The organism is Amycolatopsis sp. w19 (assembly GCF_051373225.1).
Taxonomy (GTDB): Bacteria; Actinomycetota; Actinomycetes; order Mycobacteriales; family Pseudonocardiaceae; genus Amycolatopsis; species Amycolatopsis japonica.
In genome coordinates this window covers 433,052-451,861 of the sequence record NZ_JBPQFM010000001.1, presented here as the reverse complement: position 1 = coordinate 451,861, position 18,810 = coordinate 433,052, and the positions used below count along the sequence as shown (strand labels likewise).

The window sequence follows — 18,810 nt, the reverse complement described above, 5'->3', positions numbered from 1 at the left end:
AAGCACGACTAAAATCAGTCCGGTGTGCCGTCCTAGTGCGACCCTCGCGGTCTGGTCTTCGGCGTGGCTGAACGGAGCCGCGGCCTCCGACGACGTCCTTGACGCCCTGCAGGTCTGGGGCGAAGCCCACGACTTCGTCGCCGCGGACGCGGCCGCCGCCGAGGCGTTCGACCTGCCGCTCGCGTTCAACCGCGCCGCGACCCCGGTCCAGCTGCTGCTCGCCCTCCGTTCGCAGGGGGCGAAGAGCATGCAGCTGGTGCTCCCGGTGCCCGGTGACGTGCGGGGGCTGGGTGGCGGCGGGCCGTTCGCCGAGGCCGCGCTGCGGACCGGCGAGGCCGTCGTGCTGCCGGATCTCGGCTACGGAGTGGTCCCCGAGGCGATCGCCGAAGGTCTCATGCGCTGGACCGTGTACTCGGTGCCCATGCCCGGCGTCCTCGAATACCGCCCGCTGGGCGAGGCCGAACACGGCCTGACCGACGCGATCCGCGCGAGCGCGGGTGCGCTGCAGGCACTGGACGTCGCCAGCGAACGGCCCGGGGTGCGGGCCGAGCTCTCGGCCCGGCTCCGTGCGGCCACCGACGCGCCCTGGCCCGCCGGGATGCCCAGCCGGGCGCTGCGGGTGCTCCAGCGGTCCCAGGAGATCGCGGCGATCCTCGCCATCGCCGAATCCGATGATCCGGGTGGCGCGCTCTCGTCGTCGGCAGCGCTCCGGCGGGCGGAGGCCCTGCGGCCGCTGACCGATGCCGTCCGCAACGCCCGGTGCGCGGCGATCAACGAAGCGGTGCGGGTGTTCGCCGAGCAGGGTGACAGGCACCCGTAGCCGGGTTCACGCGGCCACGGTGTGCTTGCCCTGGATCCGTTCGGCATACCGGACGGACCACAGCGAAAGCCCGCCGATGACGGCGAGCAGCAGGATCACGCTGAGCGCGTTCATCACGTCGGCCGACAGCGTGTAGACCAGCGGCACCCGGACCACGGCTTCCAGCAGCAGCGCCACTCCCCACACCGCCGACATCCGGGTGAACGCCCGCCGGAAAGCGGGAACCTCGTCACTGAGGCGGTCGATCTCCGCGCGTTTCGCCGCGCTGGAACCGGCCCGCACGGCGACGAGCACCATGGGCGTGCGGCTGAAGCAGCTCAGCAGCAGGACGATCGCGGCGGTCGCGGTGGCGAAGGATTCCTTCAGCAGCAAGAACTTCGCGTCACCGGTGACCAGCGAGAGCACGAGCCCGACTCCGAGCACACCGGCCAGCAACGCGGCGAAGCCGTCGAACGACCGGTCGCGAACGGCGACCCACGCGATCCGCGCCGCCGCCAGCCCCGCCCCGGCCAGCAGCGAAATCTGCTCGCTCTGGCCGGCGAACCGGAGCCCGTAGTAGGCGGCCAGCGGGAGCGCCACGTCCCAGAGCAGCAACGACAGCGTGGGATTCTTGCCGCGCGCGGTCACGAGCCCGCTTCGCAGTCGGCCAGGAACTTCAGGACCCTCGTGTTGACCTCGGCCGCGGATTCACCGGCGATGGCGTGGGTCGCCGACGGCCACAGTTCGACCTGTCCCCGCGGCAGAAGCTCACGGGCGCGGGCGGCGGCGCGGTCCGGATCGTGGATGACGCTGCGCCCGGCGATCAGGGCCAGCACGGGCATCCGCAGCGAGCGCAACTGCTCGTCGGTGAACAACCTGGGCGACGGCAGGGCGATGCGGTAGGTCCGCATCCCCTCGTCGATCACCCGCGCGACCGGATCCGTGGCGTCGACCTCCGCGCCACCGGAAATCCAGTTGAGGAACGACGGCCGGGCCCAGCGGTTGACGACGGGGATCGCGGTGAGGGTGGCACGGACGACGAGTCCCGGGGTCAGCCCGCCGAAGGTCAGCACGGGGTCGATCACGGTGAGCGACCTCAGTCGTTTCGGTGCCCGCACCGCGAGGTTGGCGGCGAGCCAGCCCCCGAACGAGTACCCGATCAGGTGTACCGAGAGCAGGTCGAGTTCCTCAAGCACTGTCGTCAACCACGCGGCTTGATCCGCGCCGTCGCGGATCGGGACGGTCTGCTCGCTGCGGCCCGGCTCACCGATGAGGTCCACCGCGTAGACCTCGCCGTGCCCGAGCAGCGCCGTGAGGTTGGGCTCCCACATCACCGCGGTGCCCGCGCGACCGGGCAGCAGCACGATCGGTGTCCCGCCCGGTTCACCGAACCGGTACACGCGCGCCACCCCGAACGCCGTCTGGATGTCGTGCACACCGGACGGCGCGGGCAAAGCCGCCAAACCTCGGTCATAGACGGCCTCGTACTCGGCTCGCGCCGCCGACGAGGCGAAACCGCCCACCTTCATTCGCACCCCTCCTCTTTACGGTACGATCGGATTGTAAACAGTTGGTGAGAAGTTTGCAATCCGATCGGACTGCCAAAAGGAGGAGCGGGTGCCCAAGCGTGTCGATCACGAGGACCGGCGGCGGCGGATCGCCGCGGCCGTTCGCCGCATCGCCGCCGACCGGGGACTCGAAGGGGTCAGCCTGAACGAAGTCGCGGCCGAAGCCGGTATCTCGAAAGGCTTCGTCCAGCACTACTTCGAGTCACGGGACGACATGCTGCGGTTCGCGGCGACCACCCTGCGAGGCGGGCTCGAGGAGCGCATCGCCACCCCACTTCGTGTCCGCGCCCTGCTCATCGCCCTGCTCCCCCTCGACGACGCTGGACGGGACGACGCGCTGGTCGCCAACGCCTTCCTGGTGCGCGCACTCAAGGATCCGGAGATCGCCGACCACTTCCGGACCGGCCACGGGCTGCTTCGCGACGCGGTGGCGGCTCTGCTCAGCAGTGCCCAGGCGGACGGCGATCTCGCCCGGTCCGTCGATCCGGCCGCCGAAGCCGCCCTTCTGCTGGCGCTGGTCGCCGGTCTCGGTGACGCGGTGCTGCTCGGCTACCAATCCGGCGACGAGGCCATCGCGCTGATCGATCTGCATCTGTCGAGGATCGCCGCCTGACCTTCACACCTTCCCCAAGTACGTGAAGGCCCCCTTCACTGCGCCTAGCGCAAGGAAGGGGGCCTTCACGTACTTCAAGGCAATTACGGGCGCGCGGGCCTCTTCGCGGGCTCGCAGCACCCGACCGCGCAAGGCGCTCCGTTGATCGTGCACCCGGCCGCCGGGAACGGCGACAGCTTCCGCGCCGGCGCCCCCTCGGTGTGCTCCCGGATCAGCTCCACGACGAGTTCCGCGAACCGCGGGTCGGTGTCCGGAGTCGCGGCCCGCGCGAAGCCCATGCCGTGCTCCGCGGCCCGCTCGGCGGCCTCGTTGTCGAGGTCCCAGATCACCTCGAGGTGGTCGGACACGAAACCCACCGGGCAGACGACCACCGAGGTGACGCCTTCCGCGTGCAGCGCGTCGATGTGGTCGACGATGTCCGGCTCCAGCCACGGCACCTGCGGCGGGCCGGAGCGCGACTGCCAGACGACGTCGTAGGTCTCGATCCCCGCTTCGGCCGCGACGAGCCGGGCCGCTTCGGCGATCTGGCGCGAGTAACGCCGTCCGCCTTCCGAAGGCGGCCCGGACGCCTTGTCTGCGGACTCGGGCACCGAGTGCGCGCAGAACACCGTCCTGGTCCCGGGCTGGTTCCCCAGCTTCGCGTGCGCGGCCCGGACGGCGTCGGCGAAGGCGGCGATGAACAGCGGGTGGTCGAAGAACTGCCGCAGCTTCACCAGTTCCGGCGCACCGTCGCCGACCGACGCGCGGGCACGCTCGATGTCCTCGTCGTACTGGCGGCAGGCGGAATAGCCGCCGTACGCACTCGTGGGGAACACCAGGACGCGCTGAGCACCCGCCTCGGTGATTTCGGCCAGGGCGTCCTCGACCATCGGCCGCCAGTTGCGGTTGCCGAAGTGGACGGGCAGATCGATCCCGGCGGCCGCGAGTCGCTTCTCGACCGCGGAGATCGCGTCCCGGTTCAGCCGGTTGATCGGCGAGACCCCGCCGAAATGCCGGTAGTGCTCGGAGACCTCGAGCAGCCGTTCCCGGGGGACCCCCCGGCCCCGCGTGACGTTCTCCAGGAACGGCATAACCTCGTCGGGCCCCTCGGGACCACCGAACGAAAGCCAAAGCAGCGCGTCGTAACCCACCCCGCCATCTTGCCGCTGTGGCGCCCCGCACGCTGACCCGGCCCATTTTGAACCGACCGATCCAAAACCTGGTACGGTCACTTTCATGGCCAGGCCGAAGGAATTCGACGAGCACGCCGCGATCGGGCGCGCCATGGACGCGTTCTGGGCACGCGGCTACGAAGGCACGTCGACACAGGCTCTCTGCGAAGCCACCGGCCTTGGCCGCAGCAGCATCTACAACACCTTCGCCAGCAAGCACGCGCTGTTCATGCGCGCGCTCGACCACTACGCCGAACGCGGGATCGTGGCCAGGACCGCCCTACTGAAGGAATCCGGGACCGGCGTCGAGCGGTTCCGCGCCCTGTTCGCGTACACGATCGACGAGGAAGTCGAGCATCCCGGACGGGGCTGCCTCGTGGTCAACACGGTGGCCGAGTTCGGCGAGCGCGACCCGGAGGTTAAGGCGCGGATCGACGCCGACACCCGGCGGCACCTCGCCCTTCTTTCCGCCTGCGCCAAGGAAGGGCAACTCGACGGGACGATCGACAGCGGTCGCGACCCCGGCGCCGTCGCCGAGTTCGCGCACAGCACCGTCGCCGGGCTCCGGCTGATGTCCCGCCGCGGCGCCCGACGAGCGGCCATGGAGGCCGTCGCCGCCATCGCACTGGACGCGATCGCCGCGAAGTGACACCTGGAACCAACCGACGTGGGCAACGCTGCCCACATTTTGGACTGATCGATACAAAACTGGAGGGATTTCCCATGCCTTTGGCGGTCTGCGTACTCGGACTGAGCGTGTTCGCGCTCGGCACCTCCGAGTTCATGATCACCGGCCTGCTACCGGGGATGGCGGCCGATCTGGACGTCGGCATCCCGAAGGCCGGACTGCTCATCTCGGCCTTCGCGATCGGCATGGTCGTCGGCGCTCCCCTGCTCGCGATCGCGACGCTGAGGGTGCCGAGGCGCGCCACCCTGATGGCGCTCCTCGTCGTCTTCGGGCTCTCGCACGTCGTGGGCGCGCTGGGGTCGGGATACGCCCTGCTCTTCGCGACGCGCGTCGTCAGCGCCGTCGCCTGCGCCGGGTTCTGGGCGGTCGCGGCGGCCACCGCCGTCGCGCTGGTGCCGGTCGAACGCCGCGGCCGCGCGCTGGCCATCCTGGTCGGCGGCCTCACCGTCGCGAACATCGCCGGAGTACCCGCCGGGACCTTCCTCGGCCAGCACGCCGGCTGGCGGGCGGCCTTCTGGGCGGTCACGGCGCTGACCGTGATCGCGCTGATCGGGGTCTTCGCGCTGGTCCCGGAGACACAGAACGGCGAAGACAAGACCGACGTCGCGACCGAACTGCGGCTCTACCGCGGCGGCCGGTTCTGGCTGGCCCTCGGCGTGATCGCGCTCGCACAGGCGATGATCTTCGCGACCTTCAGCTACCTCGCACCCTTGCTGACCGAAGTCGCCGGGCTGCCGGAAAGCTGGGTGCCGGGTGTGCTTTCCCTGTTCGGGCTCGGCGCGCTGATCGGAATCACCGCCGGCGGCAGGCTCGCCGACGCGAGGCCGTTCGCGACCCTCTACGGCGGTCTCGCCGTCGCCCTGCTCGCCCTGGTGCTGCTCGCGCTCTCCGGCCCGGCGACCCCGGTCGCGATCTTCGCCGTGTTCCTGTTCGGCGTCGCCGGATTCGGGGTCAATCCCGCCTTGAACGTCCGCGCCTTCGCCGTGGCGGGCAACGCGCCCACGCTCGTCGGCGCGAGCACGACCGCCGCCTTCAACGTCGGCAACACCGTCGGCCCGTGGCTCGGCGGCGAGTCGATCGACGCCGGTCTCGGCTATCCCAGCGTGGCGTGGGTGAGCACCGGGCTCGGGGTCGCCACCGTCGTCGCGCTCACCTTCGCCGCCGGTGTCCAGCGCACCGACGACAGCCGTCTGCTCCGCGAACCCGTTACCCAGTAAGGAGAATCATGTCCGAACGAACCAAGGCCACCCTCGACGAGTTCTTCCGCCGAATGTCCACAGGGGACCGGGACAGCGCCACCGAACTCTTCGCCGAGGTCGTCCGCTGGGACATCCCCGGTGCCACCGACCTCGTTCCCTGGATCGGCCCCCGGCGGAACCGGGCGGAGATCCACGAGTTCTACGACCTTCTCGACAAGGGCCTCGTCCCGGATCGGTTCGACGTCGAGCGCGTCCTCGTCGACGGGCCGCACGCGGTCGCGATCGGCCGCCTGCGCTCGACCATCCGCGCCACCGGAAAGGTGATCGACTCGCCCTTCACCATCCAGTTCGAGGTGGACGACGACGGCCTGATCACCAAGTACCTGCTGCTCGAGGACTCCTGGCACGTCGCGAACGCCGTCCAGCCCTGAGGTACATGAAGGCCCCCATCCTTGCGCCTGACGCAAGGATGGGGGCCTTCATGTACTCGCGAACTCAGATGCCGAGGGCGTGCACTCCGCCGTCGACCATGATCATCGAGCCGGTGGTGGCGGGCAGCCAGTCCGACAGGACGGCGCAGACGGACTTCGCCGTCGGGTCCGGGTCGGAGCTGTCCCAGCCGAGCGGCGCGCGGTCGCCCCAGCCCTCCTCCAGCTCGGAGAAGCCCGGGATCGACTTCGCGGCCATGGTCTTCATCGGACCGGCACTGACCAGGTTGACCCGGATCCCCTTCGGGCCGAGGTCGCGCGCCAGATACCGGTTCACCGACTCCAGCGCCGCCTTCGCCACGCCCATCCAGTTGTAGACGGGCCACGCGACGCGCGCGTCGAAGTCCATGCCGACGATCGACGAGCCGGGCGAGAGCAAAGGCAGCGTCGCGACGGCCAGGGACTTGAAGGAGAACGCCGAGACGTCGACGGCCACCTTCACGTCCTCGCCGGGGGCGTCCAGGAACGGCGCGCCGAGGCACGACTGCGGGGCGAACCCGATCGAGTGCAGCACGCCGTCGAGCCCGTCGACGTGCTCACGCACGCGGTCGGCGAGCGAGTCGAGGTGCTCCTGGTTGGTGACGTCCAGCTCCAGCACCGGCGCCTCCTCGGGGAGACGCTTGGCGATGCGCTCGACGAGCGACAGCCTGCCGAAGCCGGTGAGCACGACCTTCGCGCCCTCCTGCTGCGCGATCTTGGCCGCGTGAAACGCGAGCGAGGCGTCGGTGATGACGCCGGTGATCAGCAGGCGCTTGCCTTCGAGCAGTCCTGGCACGGGACCTCCAGTCCGGGTGGTTTCGATCGGTGAGGGAAAACGGGGACGTCAGTGGCCCATGCCGAGGCCGCCGTCGACCGGCAGCACCGCACCGTTGACGTAACCGGCCTCTTCGGAGGCGAGGTAGCGGACGGCGGCGGCGATCTCCGACGGCTCGGCGTACCGGCCGGAGGGAACCTGGGCGAGGATCTCCTTCTTGCGGTCCTCGCCGAGCTCGTCGGTCATGTCCGTGGCGACGAAGCCCGGCGCGATGACGTTCGAGGTGATGTTGCGCGAGCCCAGCTCACGCGCGAGCGAACGGGCGAGACCGACGAGGCCCGCCTTGCTGGCCGCGTAGTTGACCTGACCGGCCGAACCGGTGAGGCCCACGACGGACGAGATGAAGATGTAGCGGCCCCATTTGCCCCGCAGCATGCCGCGGGAGGCGCGTTTGGCGACCCGGTACGCGCCGGTGAGGTTGGCGTCGACCACGCGGGTGAACTGCTCCTCGCTCATGCGCATGAGGAGGGTGTCGTCGGTCATCCCGGCGTTCGCGACGAGGACCTCGACCGGGCCCTGGTGCTCCTCGACGAGCTTGAACGCGGCGTCGATCTGCTCGGCGTCCGTGACGTCGGCCTGCACCCCGAAGAGGCCTTCGGGCGCGCCGGAACCGCGGTGCGTGATCGCGACCTTGTGCCCCTGCGCCGCGAGGTCCTTCGCGATCGCCAAACCGATGCCGCGGTTGCCGCCGGTGACCAGTACCGACCGTCCCACTTCAGCTCTCCTCGCCTCGTCCTGTCGCGCTGACGGCACTGAGGCTATCGGCTCGCCAGGTTCGCGCCGGAGCCGCGCCACCCCTACCTCCGGGTAACCGCGACCGTCCTAAGCGGATGTTAGGAACCGCGCCGAAACCTTGCCCGGTCGTCACGGATTGTTCACCGTGAGCCGGAACACAGGAGGTCAAAGATGACAACCCGGATCGGCGAAGCGTCGCCGCCCGTGAGCGAGCGTCGAGTCGTCGGCAACGTGCTGCGCGGCTCGATCGGCAACCTGGTCGAGTGGTACGACTGGTACGCCTACGCCGCCTTCACCACGTACTTCGCGAAGTCCTTCTTCCCCACCAAGGACACGACGGCGGCCTTCCTCGGCACCGCGGCGGTGTTCGCGGTCGGATTCCTCATGCGGCCACTCGGCGGCTGGATGCTGGGCCGGTTCGCCGACCGGTTCGGGCGACGAAGCGCACTCGTGCTTTCCGTCACGTTGATGGCGACGGGGTCGCTGATGATCGCCGTGACGCCGACCTACGCCTCGATCGGGATCGCCGCGCCGATCCTGCTGCTGGTGGCCCGGCTCGTCCAGGGACTCTCGGTCGGCGGCGAGTATTCGACCTCCGCGACCTATCTGTCCGAAGTGGCCACTCCGGGCAAGCGCGGCTTCTACTCCAGCTTCCAGTACGTGACGCTGTACGGCGGTCAGCTGCTGGCGCTGGGCCTCCAGCTGCTCCTGCAGGCCGTGCTGACCGAGCAGCAGCTGACCTCGTGGGGCTGGCGGATCGCCTTCGTCGTCGGCGCGCTCGCCGCGGTCGTGGTGATGGTCCTGCGCCGCGGGATGGACGAGTCGGCCAGCTTCGAGGAGGCCAAGGCCTCCGGCACCGGCAAGGACGCGGGCGACAAGGGCACCCTGCGCGCGCTGATCAAGTACCCCAAGGAGATCGCGCTCGTCGTCGGCCTCACGCTCGGCGGCACGGTGTCGTTCTACACCTTCGCCACCTACAGCCAGAAGTTCATGGAGAACACCGCGGGCATCCCGCGCCGGACGGTCACGCTGATCCTGTTCTGCGCGATCCTCGTCGCCGCGATCCTGCAGCCGTTCGCGGGCAAGCTCTCCGACCGCATCGGCCGCCGTCCGCTGCTGATGTTCTTCGGGATCGCCGGCACGCTGCTGACCGTCCCGATCATGACGCTGATGGGCGGGACGAAGCAGCCGGTGCTCGCCTTCCTGCTGATGCTGGCCGGGCTGGTGATCGTCACCGGGTACACCTCGATCAACGCGATCGTGAAGGCCGAGCTTTTCCCGACGAAGATCCGCGCGATCGGCGTCGGTCTCCCCTACGCGCTCACCGTGGCGATCTTCGGCGGCACCGCCGAGCTCATCGCGCAGGCGCTCAAGGGCGCGGGCCACGAATCGGTGTTCTTCTACTACGTCGCGGGCTGTGTCCTGGTGTCGCTGATCGTGTACGGCACAATGCGGGAAACCTCGAAGACCTCGGAGCTGGACAAGAAGAAGCGGCCCGAGCCCGAGCTCGTGCCCGGCCGCGAAGGCTAGGCGGGAAGGTGTGGCCGTGCGGGTGCTGCTCGTCGAGGACGACGCCGGTGTCGCCGACGCGCTCGCCGAAGCGCTGCAGTCACGCGGCCACACCGTCTCCCACGCGATCCGCGGCAGCGACGCGCTGCACCGGCATCGCGCCGCCGACGTGATCCTGCTGGATCTCAACCTGCCCGACATGCACGGGCTCGACGTGCTCAGGAAGGTCCGTCAGGTGTCGCCGGTACCGGTCCTCGTGCTCACCGCGAGCGGGGACGAACGGTCCGTCGTGCGCGGGCTGCGGCTCGGCGCCGACGACTACCTGACCAAACCCGTCCGCCTCGCCGAACTCCTGGCGAGGATGGACGCGGTCGTCCGCCGCGCCTCCGTCTCCGCGGCACCGCAGGACGGGGTCGTGCGCGTCGAGGACGTCGAGATCGACCTCGGCGCGCGGCGAGTGCTGGTCGACGGGCACGACATCGGGCTCACCGCCAAGGAGTTCGCCGTCCTGGCGGTACTCGCCGCCCGGCCGGGAACCGCGGTGAGCCGCCAGCAGCTGATGGACGAGGTCTGGGGCGACGCGTACCTCGCCGTCTCCCGTTCGCTCGACGTGCACCTGACCCAGCTGCGCGCGAAGCTCGACCGGCCGGGACTGCTGACCACCATCCGGGGTTTCGGCTACCGGCTGGGCCGGGACTGACCGGTGCGCACCCGGCTGCTGGTCGTCCTCGTCGCCCTCGCGCTGACGGTGGTCGCCGCGTTCGCGATCCCGCTGTTCGGGTCGACGGCCGCACAGCGCACCCAGCAGCTCGTGATCGCCCGCAACGCCGACGTCGACCGGTTCGTCGTCCTCGCTCAGCAGGCGGTCGACGCCGCCGACCCGACCGCGCTGGCGGTCGACGCCGCACGGTATTCGTCGTTATACGGCGAAGCGGTCGTCGTGGTCGACGCGCGCGGCGTGCCGCTGGTCGAAACCGGCGGGATGACCGCCGCGGAACCGGTGGTCCGCTCGCTCGTCGAGGCCGCGCTGCGCAACCAGCCCGCGAAGGGACCGGAGCAGCTCAGCCCGTGGTCGGCGGATCCGGTCCATTTCACCCGCCCGGTGGGCACCGGGACCCGGGTGGCCGGTGTGGTCGTGCTCCGCGCGTCGGTGACCACCGCGGCGGCCGACGTCGCCGCCCGCTGGGCCGCGATCGTCGCGGGCGCGGTGCTGGTCGCGGCCGTGTTCGTACTGCTCGCGGTCCTGCTGGCCCGCTGGATGGTGCGGCCGCTGCACGAACTGGAGACCGGCGTGCAGGCGGTCACCGAAGGACATCGCGCGCAGGTCCCCGAGCGGGCCGGACCCCGGGAGCTGCGGTCGCTCGCGACATCGTTCAACCGGATGTCCGACGCCGTCGTCGAGTCGTCCGAACAGCAGCGGCGGCTGGTCGCGGACGCGTCGCATCAGCTGCGGAATCCCATGGCCGCCTTGCGGTTGCGGGTGGATTCGCTCGGCGCGCAGGTCGACGGCGACGGCCAGCGGGCCTACCGGGCGACCGTCGCGGAGGTCGAGCGTCTGGAGTCCCTGCTCGACGGGCTGCTCGCGCTGGCGCTCGCCGAAAGCGCCGCGACCCGGCTCGCCGCGGGCGAAGCTGGCGACGAACCCTGCGATCTCCCCGCCGTCCTGGCGGAACGGGTCGACGCGTGGCGGCCCTCGGCAGAAGACGCGGGAGTGGGCCTCGCGGCGTCGGAGGGCCACGACGAGCCGGTGCCGGTGCGGTGCGAAGAAAGCGAACTGGCCCAAGTGCTGGATGTCCTGCTGGACAACGCGGTGCACTACGCGGGACGCGGCGCCACGATAACCACCGGTTACGAAACCGGCGAGACGACGGCGACGCTCTTCGTGTCCGACAACGGTCCTGGACTGTCCGAAGAGGACAGGGAACGCGCGACCGAACGCTTCTGGCGTGCCGGTGGCGACGGCGCTCCGCGCGGCACGGGTCTCGGCCTCGCGATCGCGAGCCAGCACGTGCTCGCCAGGGGCGGGAAACTCGAATTGCGCGAGGCGGAACCGCACGGCCTCGAAGTCCGCGTCGAACTCCCTCTCGCGGCAGGGGAACGGTCATGACGGTCACCAGGCGCACCGCGCTCCTCGCCGGGCTCGCGACACTCGCGGGCTGCTCGACCGCGGGCTACCGGGGCCCGGACCGAGAGATCGTCATCGCGGCGGGCGAGAACGGCGGTTTCTACCTCGCCTTCGCGGAACTCCTCGCCCAGCAGCTGAACCGCGCCGAACCGGCACTGCGCGCGACGGCCGTCGCCACCGAGGCCAGCGTCGAGAACCTGCGGCGGCTGCGGGACGGCAGGGCCGATCTCGGGCTCGTCCTCGGCGACGTCGCCGAGTCCGCTTTCCTCGGCGCGGAGCCGTTCTCCGTCCCGATCGCGTTCTCGGCCATCGGCCGCGTCTACGAGAACTACCACCAGCTCGTCGTCCGGGTGGACGGCGGTGTGCGGTCGCTCGCCGATCTGTCCGGACGGCCGGTGGCGATGGGCGCGAGCGGGTCCGGCGTCGCGGTGTTCAGCTCGCGTCTGTTCGCCCGCGCCGGGGTGCCCGTGAAGGCGAGGAACCTACTCCTGGGCGAAGCGATCAACGCGCTGGCCGCGCACGAGGTCGACGCGCTGCTCTGGTCCGGCGGGATCCCGACCCCCGCGCTCACCGAACTGAACCGCACCACTCCGATCACGCTCCTCCCGCTCGACGGCCACCTTCCCGCCCTGCGTGCCGGCTACGGACCCGTGTACGACCAGGTCCACGTCCCGGCGCAGGCCTACCAGGGTGTCGGCGAGCTGCGGACGATCGGCGTCGCGAACCTGCTGCTGGCCGCACCGTCACTGCCCGACGACGTCGCGGCCGCGGTGGCACGCGTGCTGGCCGCGCACGCCGCCGACCTCGTCCCCGCGGCCGCGGTGGGAACGCAGTTCCTCGACGTCCGGACGCTGATCGGTACCGGGAAGGTCCCGCTGCATCCCGGAGCCGCCTCGGCCTACCGTGCCCTGCACGGGTGATCACGGCTCCATCTCCAGAGGGATGCGCGTCGCACCCGGGCGCTGCCAGGGTCGGAAACAGGCGGCCATCGGGCCGCCCCGATCCGGAAGGACTCCAGCAGTGTCACTGAGACACAACAGGGTGGTGCGGGGTTCGGCGCTGATCGCGGGCCTCGCGCTCGCGGGCGGGCTCGCCACGGCGGCCCCCGCCGTCGCGGCCGACCAGGCCAAGCTCACCGCACCGGCCCTCACCGGCCCCTACGACGTCGGCACCACCGACCTCCACCTCGTCGACCCGTCCCGCCCCGATCCGTGGAAACCGGAGCGGCGACGGGAGCTCATGGTCACCGTCACCTATCCGGCGGACCGGTTCGCCGACGGCCCGCGAGCGCCGTGGCTCGCGCCCGGGGTGGGTTCCGTCCTCGACCAAGTGCTGGCGAGCGAGGACTACCTCGGTCTGCCGGCGGGCTCCATCGACTGGGCCTCGGCGAAGCGGCGGGCCGAACTCGGCGTGCCCGTGGCGCACGGCACGCCGAAGCCCGTCACGCTCTTCTCCCCCGGTTTCGGCGGCCCTCGCGAGACGTACACGGCGATCGTCGACGACCTGGCCAGCCGCGGTTACGTGGTCGTCTCGCTTTCGCACACCTACGAGAGCGCCGCGGTCGAGTTCCCCGGCGGACGGCTCGAAACGGCCGTCTCGGGCGAAGGTCCCGAGTTCATGAAGAAGGCGCTCGACGCCCGCGTCGCCGACAGCCGGTTCGTCCTCGACCAGCTGGCGAAGATCACCCGCGGGCAGAACCCGGACGCGGAGAACCGGCCGCTCCCCCGCGGGCTCGGCTGGTCGCTCGACCTGTCGCGGGTCGGCGCCTACGGCCATTCCTACGGCGGGTTCACCGCCGGCGAGACGATGGTCCACGACCGCCGCGTCGATGCCGGGATCAACCTCGACGGCGCGATGGCGAGCGCGATCGGCTACCCGCCGGGCAGCGTCTACGTGCCCGGAGAGGTCACCGAACGCGGCCTCGACCGGCCGTTCATGCTGATGGGCGCCGAGGGCACCGATGAGACCGGCAAACCGCTCGAACACACGCACCGGCATCCCGAATTCGACCGCAGCTTGGCGGATTTCTGGGCCAACCAGCGGGGCTGGAAGCGTGATCTGTACCTGCGCGGCGGCAGCACGCACATGGCCTACAGCGACCTGCAGGTCGTCGTGCCGCAGCTCGGTTCGCGAGTGACGCCGGAGAAGCGGGAGGCGGTCATCGGCACCATCGATCCCCGCCGTTCCGTGGCCGCGCAGCGGGACTACATCGGCGCGTTCTTCGATCTGCACCTGAAGGGCCGGGACCGGCACCTGCTCGACGGCGAGTCGCCGCGTCATCCGAACATCGACTTCATCGACTGACCGGACGCGCGTGAAGGCCCCCGTCCCTCGGCTCAGCCGCGGGACGGGGGCCTTCACGTAGGTTGGAACCGTGACAGAGCCACGGAAACCGATCGTCGAGATGCCGCTGCGCGTGCGCTACCACGAATGCGACGGGCAGGGCATCGTGTTCAACGCGCACTACCTCGCCTATGTGGACATGGCCATGTTCGAGGCGGAGAAAGCCCTTTTCGGCTCCCACCAGGAGGCGCTGGCCGCCGGTGTGGACGTCGTCGTCGCCGAATCGAATCTCCGCTACCGCGCGCCCTGCCGCTACGACGACGAACTGGTCGTCGCCGTGTACCTGAACCACCTCGGCACGACGTCGCTGATCATCGACTTCGAGATCACGCGCGACGGCCGGCTGTGCGCGGAAGTCAAGACCCGCTACGTCTTCGTCGACCCTTCGACGCTCACGAAGGCGGCGCCGCCCGCGGCGGTACGCGAGGCGTACGCCGCCTTCGTGCCCGCTCAGCCGGACTGAACGCCGGGCCGCCGGTCTTCGACGACGTAACTGGCCCGTGTGCTGATCGGCGCTCCGGGGGTGTTGACGAACGGCACCACCCGGAAGTCGCTCCGCCAGCGCTGCCGGTTGACGTTCACCCGGACGTAGCCCCGCTGGCTGTTGAAGAACTTCATGTGCGGGTTGGCCTTCAGCAGGGTTTCACCGCCGGGCGTCATGTCCGCGCCGTTGCCACCGCTGGTGATCGACGTCCCGACGAACTCGCTCGCCACGGTGGGCGAGCCGGGGTCGTTGAAGTCGCGCTTGAGGTCCCAGGCGTAGTTCTGGTGCCTGTCGCCGGTGATGACCACCAGGTTCCGCACCCCGCGGTCCTGCGCCGCGGCGAGCACGCGGTCGCGGTCGGCGACGTAGCCGTCCCACGGGTCGAGGTAGACGTTCGTCGCCTCGCCCGCGTCGGTGTCGGTCTGGCCCATCGGCGCCTGGTTGCCGAGGATCTGCCACCGCGCGCGGGACCGCGAGAACCCGTCGAGCAGCCACTTCCGCTGCTCCGAGCCGAGCAGGGTGCGGTTCTCGTCGAACCGCTCGGTGCAGTTCGCCGACTGACCGTCGCCGCACGGCTGGTCGTCGCGGTACTGGCGGGTGTCGAGCATGGTGAAATCGGCCAGCGTGCCGTAGCTGAGCCGCCGGTGAAGCCGCGCGTCCGGCCCCTTCGGCAGCTGGGCGATGCGGTACGGCAGGTGCTCGTACATCGCCTGGAACGCCTCGGCCCGCCGCTGCCGGAACACCGCGCGGTCCTGGTCCGGTTCCTTGTCGATCTGCGAGATGTCGCCCGCCCAGTTGTTCTCGACCTCGTGGTCGTCGTTGACGTGGATCCACGGGAAGGCGGCGTGCGCGGCCATCAACGGCGCTTCGGACTTGTAGAGCGCGTACTGGAGCCGGTAGCGGGCCAGGTCGAAGGTCTCGCCCTTGAACTGCGATCCCACCGGCGTCCCGCGGCCGACCCCGGTGACACCGCTTTCGTAGAGGTAGTCCCCCAGGTGCACGACCAGGTCGAGATCCTCGGCCGCCATGTGGTCGTACGCGGTGAAGTGCCCGGCCTCCCAGCTCTGGCAGGACGCGAACGCGAAGTTCAGCTCGCGCGGCGACGACCAGGCGACCGGCGCCGTCCGGGTGCGCCCGACCGGCGAGATCACGCCGCCCGTGCGGAAGCGGTAGAAGTACTCGTGATCCGGCGCGAGACCGTGGACCTCGGGGTGCACGGAGTGACCGAGTTCGGGCGTGGCGACCACGGACCCGCGGCGGACGACGGCGCGGAAACGCTCGTCGAGCGACACTTCGTACTCGACGCGGACCGGCGTGCGCGGCATGCCGCCGAACCCGTCGGCCTCGTAGGGCTTCGGCGCGAGCCTGGTCCAGAGCACGACACCGCCGGGCAACGGGTCGCCCGACGCGACACCGAGGGTGAACGGGTCGCCGGCACCGCGAGCAAGCGGCATCGCGCCGGCGGCGTTCCAGGCACCGGTCCCCAGCAGGACGGCGGCCGCGCCGGCGGAGCCATAACCGAGGAAGCGACGCCGCGACAGGGGGTGAGGGAGCGAAGGCATGTAAGCCCTCCTGTGGTGGGATGGTCACGGGCGGGCCTCATGCTCGTCCGGCTTGATGGCCGCCCGGCCGCGCTCAGGCGAAGCGCCCGTGAACGAAAGACGATCAACCCTCGTGTTCCGCATCCTGTTCTACCGCCCCGAAATCCCGCCCAACACGGGTAACGCGATCCGCTTGACCGCGAACACCGGCTGCGAGCTCCACCTGGTGGAGCCGCTCGGTTTCACGCTGGAGGACAAGCAGTTACGGCGCGCAGGGCTCGACTACCACGACCTCGCGCGCGTCCACGTCCACGCGTATCTCGACGCGGCGTGGGCGGCGTTGTTACCCGCCCGGGTCTACGCGTTCAGCGCTTCCGCGACGCGGCTGCACACCGACGTCGCGTACGAGCCCGGCGACGTTCTGATGTTCGGGCCGGAGTCGGCGGGGCTGCCCGCCGAGATCCAGGAGTCCCCGCAGGTGACGGACCGGGTGCGGCTGCCGATGCTGCCGTCGAGCCGGTCGCTGAACCTTTCGAACACCGCCGCGATCAGCGTGTACGAGGCTTGGCGGCAGAACGGCTTCGCGACCCCGTAGCCGCCCGCTCCCGAATGCTATGAAAGGTCCTTTCCTTGCAAATTTTGCAAGGAAAGGACCTTTCATAGCACGCTCGGGGGCCGAATCAGGCAACACATACGGGCCGCCGGGTGGCAAGTCGTGCTCGACGATGGCGCCTCGCCGATCAGGCCCCGAGCCGGACCGCGTTGCGAAAGCCACTTTCGCAACCTTCAACGTTGCGAAAGTGGCTTTCGCAACACCGGCTTCGGCCCGAACTCGGTCGAAAAGCCCATCTAAGGCAGTCGTTGCCCCAGGAAGAGCGAAGCCGCGGCCCCGATCATCAGCACCAACGTCCCGAGGATGACCCAAGGCCTGCTCGCGTCGGCGTCCTTGAGCTCGTACCCGATCTGCTCGCCGAGGTCGTCGTACACGCGTTTCAGCTCGTCCGCGCTCGCCGCCTTGTAGAAGTCGCCGCCCGAAAGCCGCGCGATCTCCTCCAGCGATTCGTCGTCGACCTTCACGTCCTGCGGTTTGCCGTCGATGTCGACCGAACCGTGCGTGGTGCCGAACGAGATCGACGAGATCGGCACCTGAGCCTGCTTCGCCGCCTGAGCAGCCGTGTAGCCACCGCGCGGGGCGTACAGGTCGTCCGGGACGGTCTGCTTGCCGTCACTCATCAGGACGATCCGGGCAGGCGGAGGGCCCTCCGCGCCACCGACGATCGCCGAGAAGCTCTCGATCGACTGCAACGCGGCGAAGATCCCTTCACCGGTGGCCGTCGACTGCGCCAGCTTCAGGTTGTCGATCGCCTTCACCACGCCCCCGCGATCGGTGGTCGGCGCGACCAGCACGGTCGCCGTCCCCGCGAAGGAGATCAGCCCGAGGTTCACGCCGGGAGTCATGTTCTGCGCGAACGACCGCGCCGACTCCTGCGCCGCCTTCAGCCGGGTCGGGGCGACGTCGGTCGCCTCCATCGACAGCGAGGTGTCGATCACCAGCATCACGGTGGCCCGGTTGCGGGGCACCTTCTGCTCGGCCGTCGGACCGGCGAGCGCGACGGTGAGCACCAGTAGCGAGAGCACGATCAGGATGGCGGGAACGTGCCGCACCCATCCCTGGCTCTTCGGCGCGACCTTCTCCAGCAGTTCCAGGTTGGCGAACCGCATGGTGCGCTTGCGCCGCGCGCGCTGGGACAGCACGTAGCCCACGGCGACCGCGGCGACCGCCAGCAGCAGCAGGAACCACCACGGCGACGCGAATCCGGTGAGGCTCACGCGACACCACCGGACCAGCGGCGCTTGCGGGCCACCACGAACCGGACCATGTCGGCGATCCAGTCCGAATCGGTGCGCAGCACCAGATGCGCGGCACCGGCCCGGCGCAGCGCGGCCGCGACCTCCTGCCGGTGTGCGTGCGCCGCGGCGCCGAATTCCTTGCGCAGCAAGGCCGAAGCGTGCACTTCGCGCTGTTTCCCTGTCTCCGGGTCGGCCAGCACGACGGTGCCCACGTCGGGCAGGTCGATGTCGCGCGGGTCGAGGACTTCGATGGCGATGAGGTCGTGGTGCCCGCCGAGCGCCCGCAACGGACGCTGCCATTCGGTGTCGCCGAGGAAGTCGGAGATCACGACGGCGAGCCCGCGACGACGCGGCGGACGGCGCAGTTTCTCCAGTGCCGCGGCGAGATCCCCGCGGACGCCTTCCTCGGCACGCGGGGTCTCGGCGATCTTGCGGACCAGCCCCCGCGCGTGCGGGAGCCCGCCGCGCGCCGGGATGCGCGTGATGCTGCCCGCCCCGTTGGAGACGAGCGCGCCGATCCGGTTGCCGCCACCGCCGGTCAGATGTGCGACCGCGGCCGTCGCGCAGACGACCAGGTCACGCTTCTCGCACAGCGCCGTACCGAAGTCGAGGCTCGCGGACACGTCCGCCACCAGCCACGTCTCCAGTTCGCGGTCGGCGACGGTCTCCCGGATATGCGGGCTCGTCGTGCGCGCGGTGACCGCCCAGTCCATCCGGCGGACGTCGTCACCGGGCTGGTACGGCCGGGCCTCCCCCGGTTCCGAACCGGGCCCCGGCACCAGGCCGAGATGGTTTCCCTGCAGCAGCCCGTCGAGACGGCGGCGCACGTCGAGTTCGAGCGTGCGCAGGCCCGCCTCCATCCGCTCCCCGCGGAGTACCGGCGGAGCCCAGGAAGGACGTTC

The 18,810-nt window shown here is 70.3% G+C and carries 20 protein-coding genes; 12 read left to right on the top strand and 8 right to left on the bottom strand.

The window, feature by feature from the left end; all coding sequences use genetic code 11:
- The first annotated feature begins 22 nt into the window (after window positions 1-22).
- Complete coding sequence (locus ACSMFO_RS01990; RefSeq protein ID WP_436456610.1) at window positions 23-820, top strand: hypothetical protein; 798 nt, start codon at window positions 23-25, stop codon at window positions 818-820.
- Between the two features lie 6 nt (window positions 821-826).
- On the opposite strand, the gene ACSMFO_RS01985 is transcribed toward ACSMFO_RS01990, so the two are convergent.
- Together ACSMFO_RS01985 and ACSMFO_RS01980 are read right to left on the bottom strand one after the other, a co-directional pair.
- A complete protein-coding gene (locus ACSMFO_RS01985) occupies window positions 827-1,447 on the bottom strand; it encodes a VC0807 family protein (protein WP_436456609.1) in 621 nt (206 codons plus the stop codon).
- Entirely contained in the window at window positions 1,444-2,328 is an 885-nt protein-coding gene (locus ACSMFO_RS01980) for an alpha/beta fold hydrolase (protein WP_436457058.1), read from the bottom strand. Before ACSMFO_RS01980 ends, ACSMFO_RS01985 begins: the two co-directional genes overlap by 4 nt.
- Before the next feature lie 88 nt (window positions 2,329-2,416).
- On the opposite strand from ACSMFO_RS01980, the gene ACSMFO_RS01975 reads away from it, so the two are divergent.
- Window positions 2,417-2,980, top strand: a complete 564-nt coding sequence (locus tag ACSMFO_RS01975) for a TetR family transcriptional regulator C-terminal domain-containing protein (RefSeq protein ID WP_436456608.1) — start codon at window positions 2,417-2,419, stop codon at window positions 2,978-2,980.
- Between the two features lie 83 nt (window positions 2,981-3,063).
- Here the strand turns inward: ACSMFO_RS01975 and ACSMFO_RS01970 are convergent, their stop codons facing one another.
- The gene (locus ACSMFO_RS01970; protein ID WP_436456607.1) at window positions 3,064-4,110 is read right to left on the bottom strand and encodes a ferrochelatase; all 1,047 of its coding nucleotides are present in this window, start codon (window positions 4,108-4,110) and stop codon (window positions 3,064-3,066) included.
- 85 nt (window positions 4,111-4,195) lie between these two features.
- On the opposite strand from ACSMFO_RS01970, the gene ACSMFO_RS01965 reads away from it, so the two are divergent.
- From ACSMFO_RS01965 to ACSMFO_RS01955, 3 genes are all read left to right on the top strand, one after another.
- Window positions 4,196-4,780 carry a TetR/AcrR family transcriptional regulator gene (locus ACSMFO_RS01965; RefSeq protein WP_436456605.1) on the top strand — a complete coding sequence of 195 codons (585 nt, stop codon included), beginning with the start codon at window positions 4,196-4,198 and terminating at the stop codon, window positions 4,778-4,780.
- A gap of 74 nt (window positions 4,781-4,854) precedes the next feature.
- Window positions 4,855-6,036 carry a Cmx/CmrA family chloramphenicol efflux MFS transporter gene (locus ACSMFO_RS01960; protein ID WP_436456603.1) on the top strand — a complete coding sequence of 394 codons (1,182 nt, stop codon included), beginning with the start codon at window positions 4,855-4,857 and terminating at the stop codon, window positions 6,034-6,036.
- Between the two features lie 8 nt (window positions 6,037-6,044).
- Window positions 6,045-6,449, top strand: a complete 405-nt coding sequence (locus tag ACSMFO_RS01955) for a nuclear transport factor 2 family protein (RefSeq protein ID WP_436456602.1) — start codon at window positions 6,045-6,047, stop codon at window positions 6,447-6,449.
- Between the two features lie 64 nt (window positions 6,450-6,513).
- Here the strand turns inward: ACSMFO_RS01955 and fabI are convergent, their stop codons facing one another.
- Together fabI and fabG are read right to left on the bottom strand one after the other, a co-directional pair.
- The gene (gene fabI / locus ACSMFO_RS01950) at window positions 6,514-7,281 is read right to left on the bottom strand and encodes an enoyl-ACP reductase FabI (RefSeq protein WP_005150156.1); all 768 of its coding nucleotides are present in this window, start codon (window positions 7,279-7,281) and stop codon (window positions 6,514-6,516) included.
- Between the two features lie 48 nt (window positions 7,282-7,329).
- On the bottom strand, window positions 7,330-8,034 hold the full coding sequence (fabG, locus tag ACSMFO_RS01945) for a beta-ketoacyl-ACP reductase (RefSeq protein ID WP_016334125.1): 705 nt from the start codon (window positions 8,032-8,034) through the stop codon (window positions 7,330-7,332).
- A gap of 192 nt (window positions 8,035-8,226) precedes the next feature.
- Between fabG and ACSMFO_RS01940 the strand changes: the two genes are divergently transcribed.
- The 6 genes from ACSMFO_RS01940 to ACSMFO_RS01915 all read left to right on the top strand — a co-directional run bounded on the left by ACSMFO_RS01940 (window position 8,227) and on the right by ACSMFO_RS01915 (window position 14,495).
- Window positions 8,227-9,585 carry an MFS transporter gene (locus ACSMFO_RS01940; protein ID WP_436456601.1) on the top strand — a complete coding sequence of 453 codons (1,359 nt, stop codon included), beginning with the start codon at window positions 8,227-8,229 and terminating at the stop codon, window positions 9,583-9,585.
- A 10-nt stretch (window positions 9,586-9,595) separates the two neighbouring features.
- Entirely contained in the window at window positions 9,596-10,264 is a 669-nt protein-coding gene (locus tag ACSMFO_RS01935) for a response regulator transcription factor (RefSeq protein ID WP_350583687.1), read from the top strand.
- 3 nt (window positions 10,265-10,267) lie between these two features.
- Window positions 10,268-11,671: a sensor histidine kinase gene (locus tag ACSMFO_RS01930; RefSeq protein ID WP_436456599.1), complete on the top strand. Its 1,404-nt coding sequence runs from the start codon at window positions 10,268-10,270 to the stop codon at window positions 11,669-11,671.
- Complete coding sequence (locus ACSMFO_RS01925; RefSeq protein WP_436456597.1) at window positions 11,668-12,609, top strand: TAXI family TRAP transporter solute-binding subunit; 942 nt, start codon at window positions 11,668-11,670, stop codon at window positions 12,607-12,609. Before ACSMFO_RS01930 ends, ACSMFO_RS01925 begins: the two co-directional genes overlap by 4 nt.
- Before the next feature lie 100 nt (window positions 12,610-12,709).
- Window positions 12,710-13,993, top strand: coding sequence for an alpha/beta hydrolase family protein (locus ACSMFO_RS01920; RefSeq protein WP_436456596.1), 1,284 nt, complete (start codon window positions 12,710-12,712; stop codon window positions 13,991-13,993).
- Window positions 13,994-14,063: 70 nt separating this feature from the next.
- Window positions 14,064-14,495 carry an acyl-CoA thioesterase gene (locus tag ACSMFO_RS01915; RefSeq protein WP_436456594.1) on the top strand — a complete coding sequence of 144 codons (432 nt, stop codon included), beginning with the start codon at window positions 14,064-14,066 and terminating at the stop codon, window positions 14,493-14,495.
- On the opposite strand, the gene ACSMFO_RS01910 is transcribed toward ACSMFO_RS01915, so the two are convergent.
- Window positions 14,483-16,078 carry an alkaline phosphatase D family protein gene (locus tag ACSMFO_RS01910; protein WP_436456593.1) on the bottom strand — a complete coding sequence of 532 codons (1,596 nt, stop codon included), beginning with the start codon at window positions 16,076-16,078 and terminating at the stop codon, window positions 14,483-14,485. The two genes, ACSMFO_RS01915 and ACSMFO_RS01910, sit on opposite strands and share 13 nt — an antisense overlap.
- 112 nt (window positions 16,079-16,190) lie before the next feature.
- On the opposite strand from ACSMFO_RS01910, the gene ACSMFO_RS01905 reads away from it, so the two are divergent.
- Window positions 16,191-16,652, top strand: a complete 462-nt coding sequence (locus ACSMFO_RS01905) for a tRNA (cytidine(34)-2'-O)-methyltransferase (RefSeq protein ID WP_436456591.1) — start codon at window positions 16,191-16,193, stop codon at window positions 16,650-16,652.
- Between the two features lie 254 nt (window positions 16,653-16,906).
- Here ACSMFO_RS01905 and ACSMFO_RS01900 read toward each other — a convergent pair whose 3' ends face one another.
- Entirely contained in the window at window positions 16,907-17,887 is a 981-nt protein-coding gene (locus ACSMFO_RS01900) for a VWA domain-containing protein (protein WP_016334115.1), read from the bottom strand.
- The gene (locus ACSMFO_RS01895) at window positions 17,884-18,768 is read right to left on the bottom strand and encodes a DUF58 domain-containing protein (RefSeq protein WP_225950060.1); all 885 of its coding nucleotides are present in this window, start codon (window positions 18,766-18,768) and stop codon (window positions 17,884-17,886) included. The genes ACSMFO_RS01900 and ACSMFO_RS01895 overlap by 4 nt, the downstream gene beginning before the upstream one ends.
- Between the last annotated feature and the right edge of the window lie 42 nt (window positions 18,769-18,810).

Bases quoted from the DNA above. Each gene is read 5' to 3' on its own strand.
- ACSMFO_RS01980 (WP_436457058.1), bottom strand. From the start codon at position 2,328: ATGAAGGTGGGCGGTTTCGCCTCGTCGGCGGCGCGAGCCGAGTACGAG.
- ACSMFO_RS01895 (WP_225950060.1), bottom strand. From the start codon at position 18,768: ATGGAGGCGGGCCTGCGCACGCTCGAACTCGACGTGCGCCGCCGTCTC.
- ACSMFO_RS01925 (WP_436456597.1), top strand. From the start codon at position 11,668: ATGACGGTCACCAGGCGCACCGCGCTCCTCGCCGGGCTCGCGACACTC.
- ACSMFO_RS01955 (WP_436456602.1), top strand. From the start codon at position 6,045: ATGTCCGAACGAACCAAGGCCACCCTCGACGAGTTCTTCCGCCGAATG.
- ACSMFO_RS01965 (WP_436456605.1), top strand. From the start codon at position 4,196: ATGGCCAGGCCGAAGGAATTCGACGAGCACGCCGCGATCGGGCGCGCC.
- ACSMFO_RS01910 (WP_436456593.1), bottom strand. From the start codon at position 16,078: ATGCCTTCGCTCCCTCACCCCCTGTCGCGGCGTCGCTTCCTCGGTTAT.
- ACSMFO_RS01960 (WP_436456603.1), top strand. From the start codon at position 4,855: ATGCCTTTGGCGGTCTGCGTACTCGGACTGAGCGTGTTCGCGCTCGGC.
- ACSMFO_RS01940 (WP_436456601.1), top strand. From the start codon at position 8,227: ATGACAACCCGGATCGGCGAAGCGTCGCCGCCCGTGAGCGAGCGTCGA.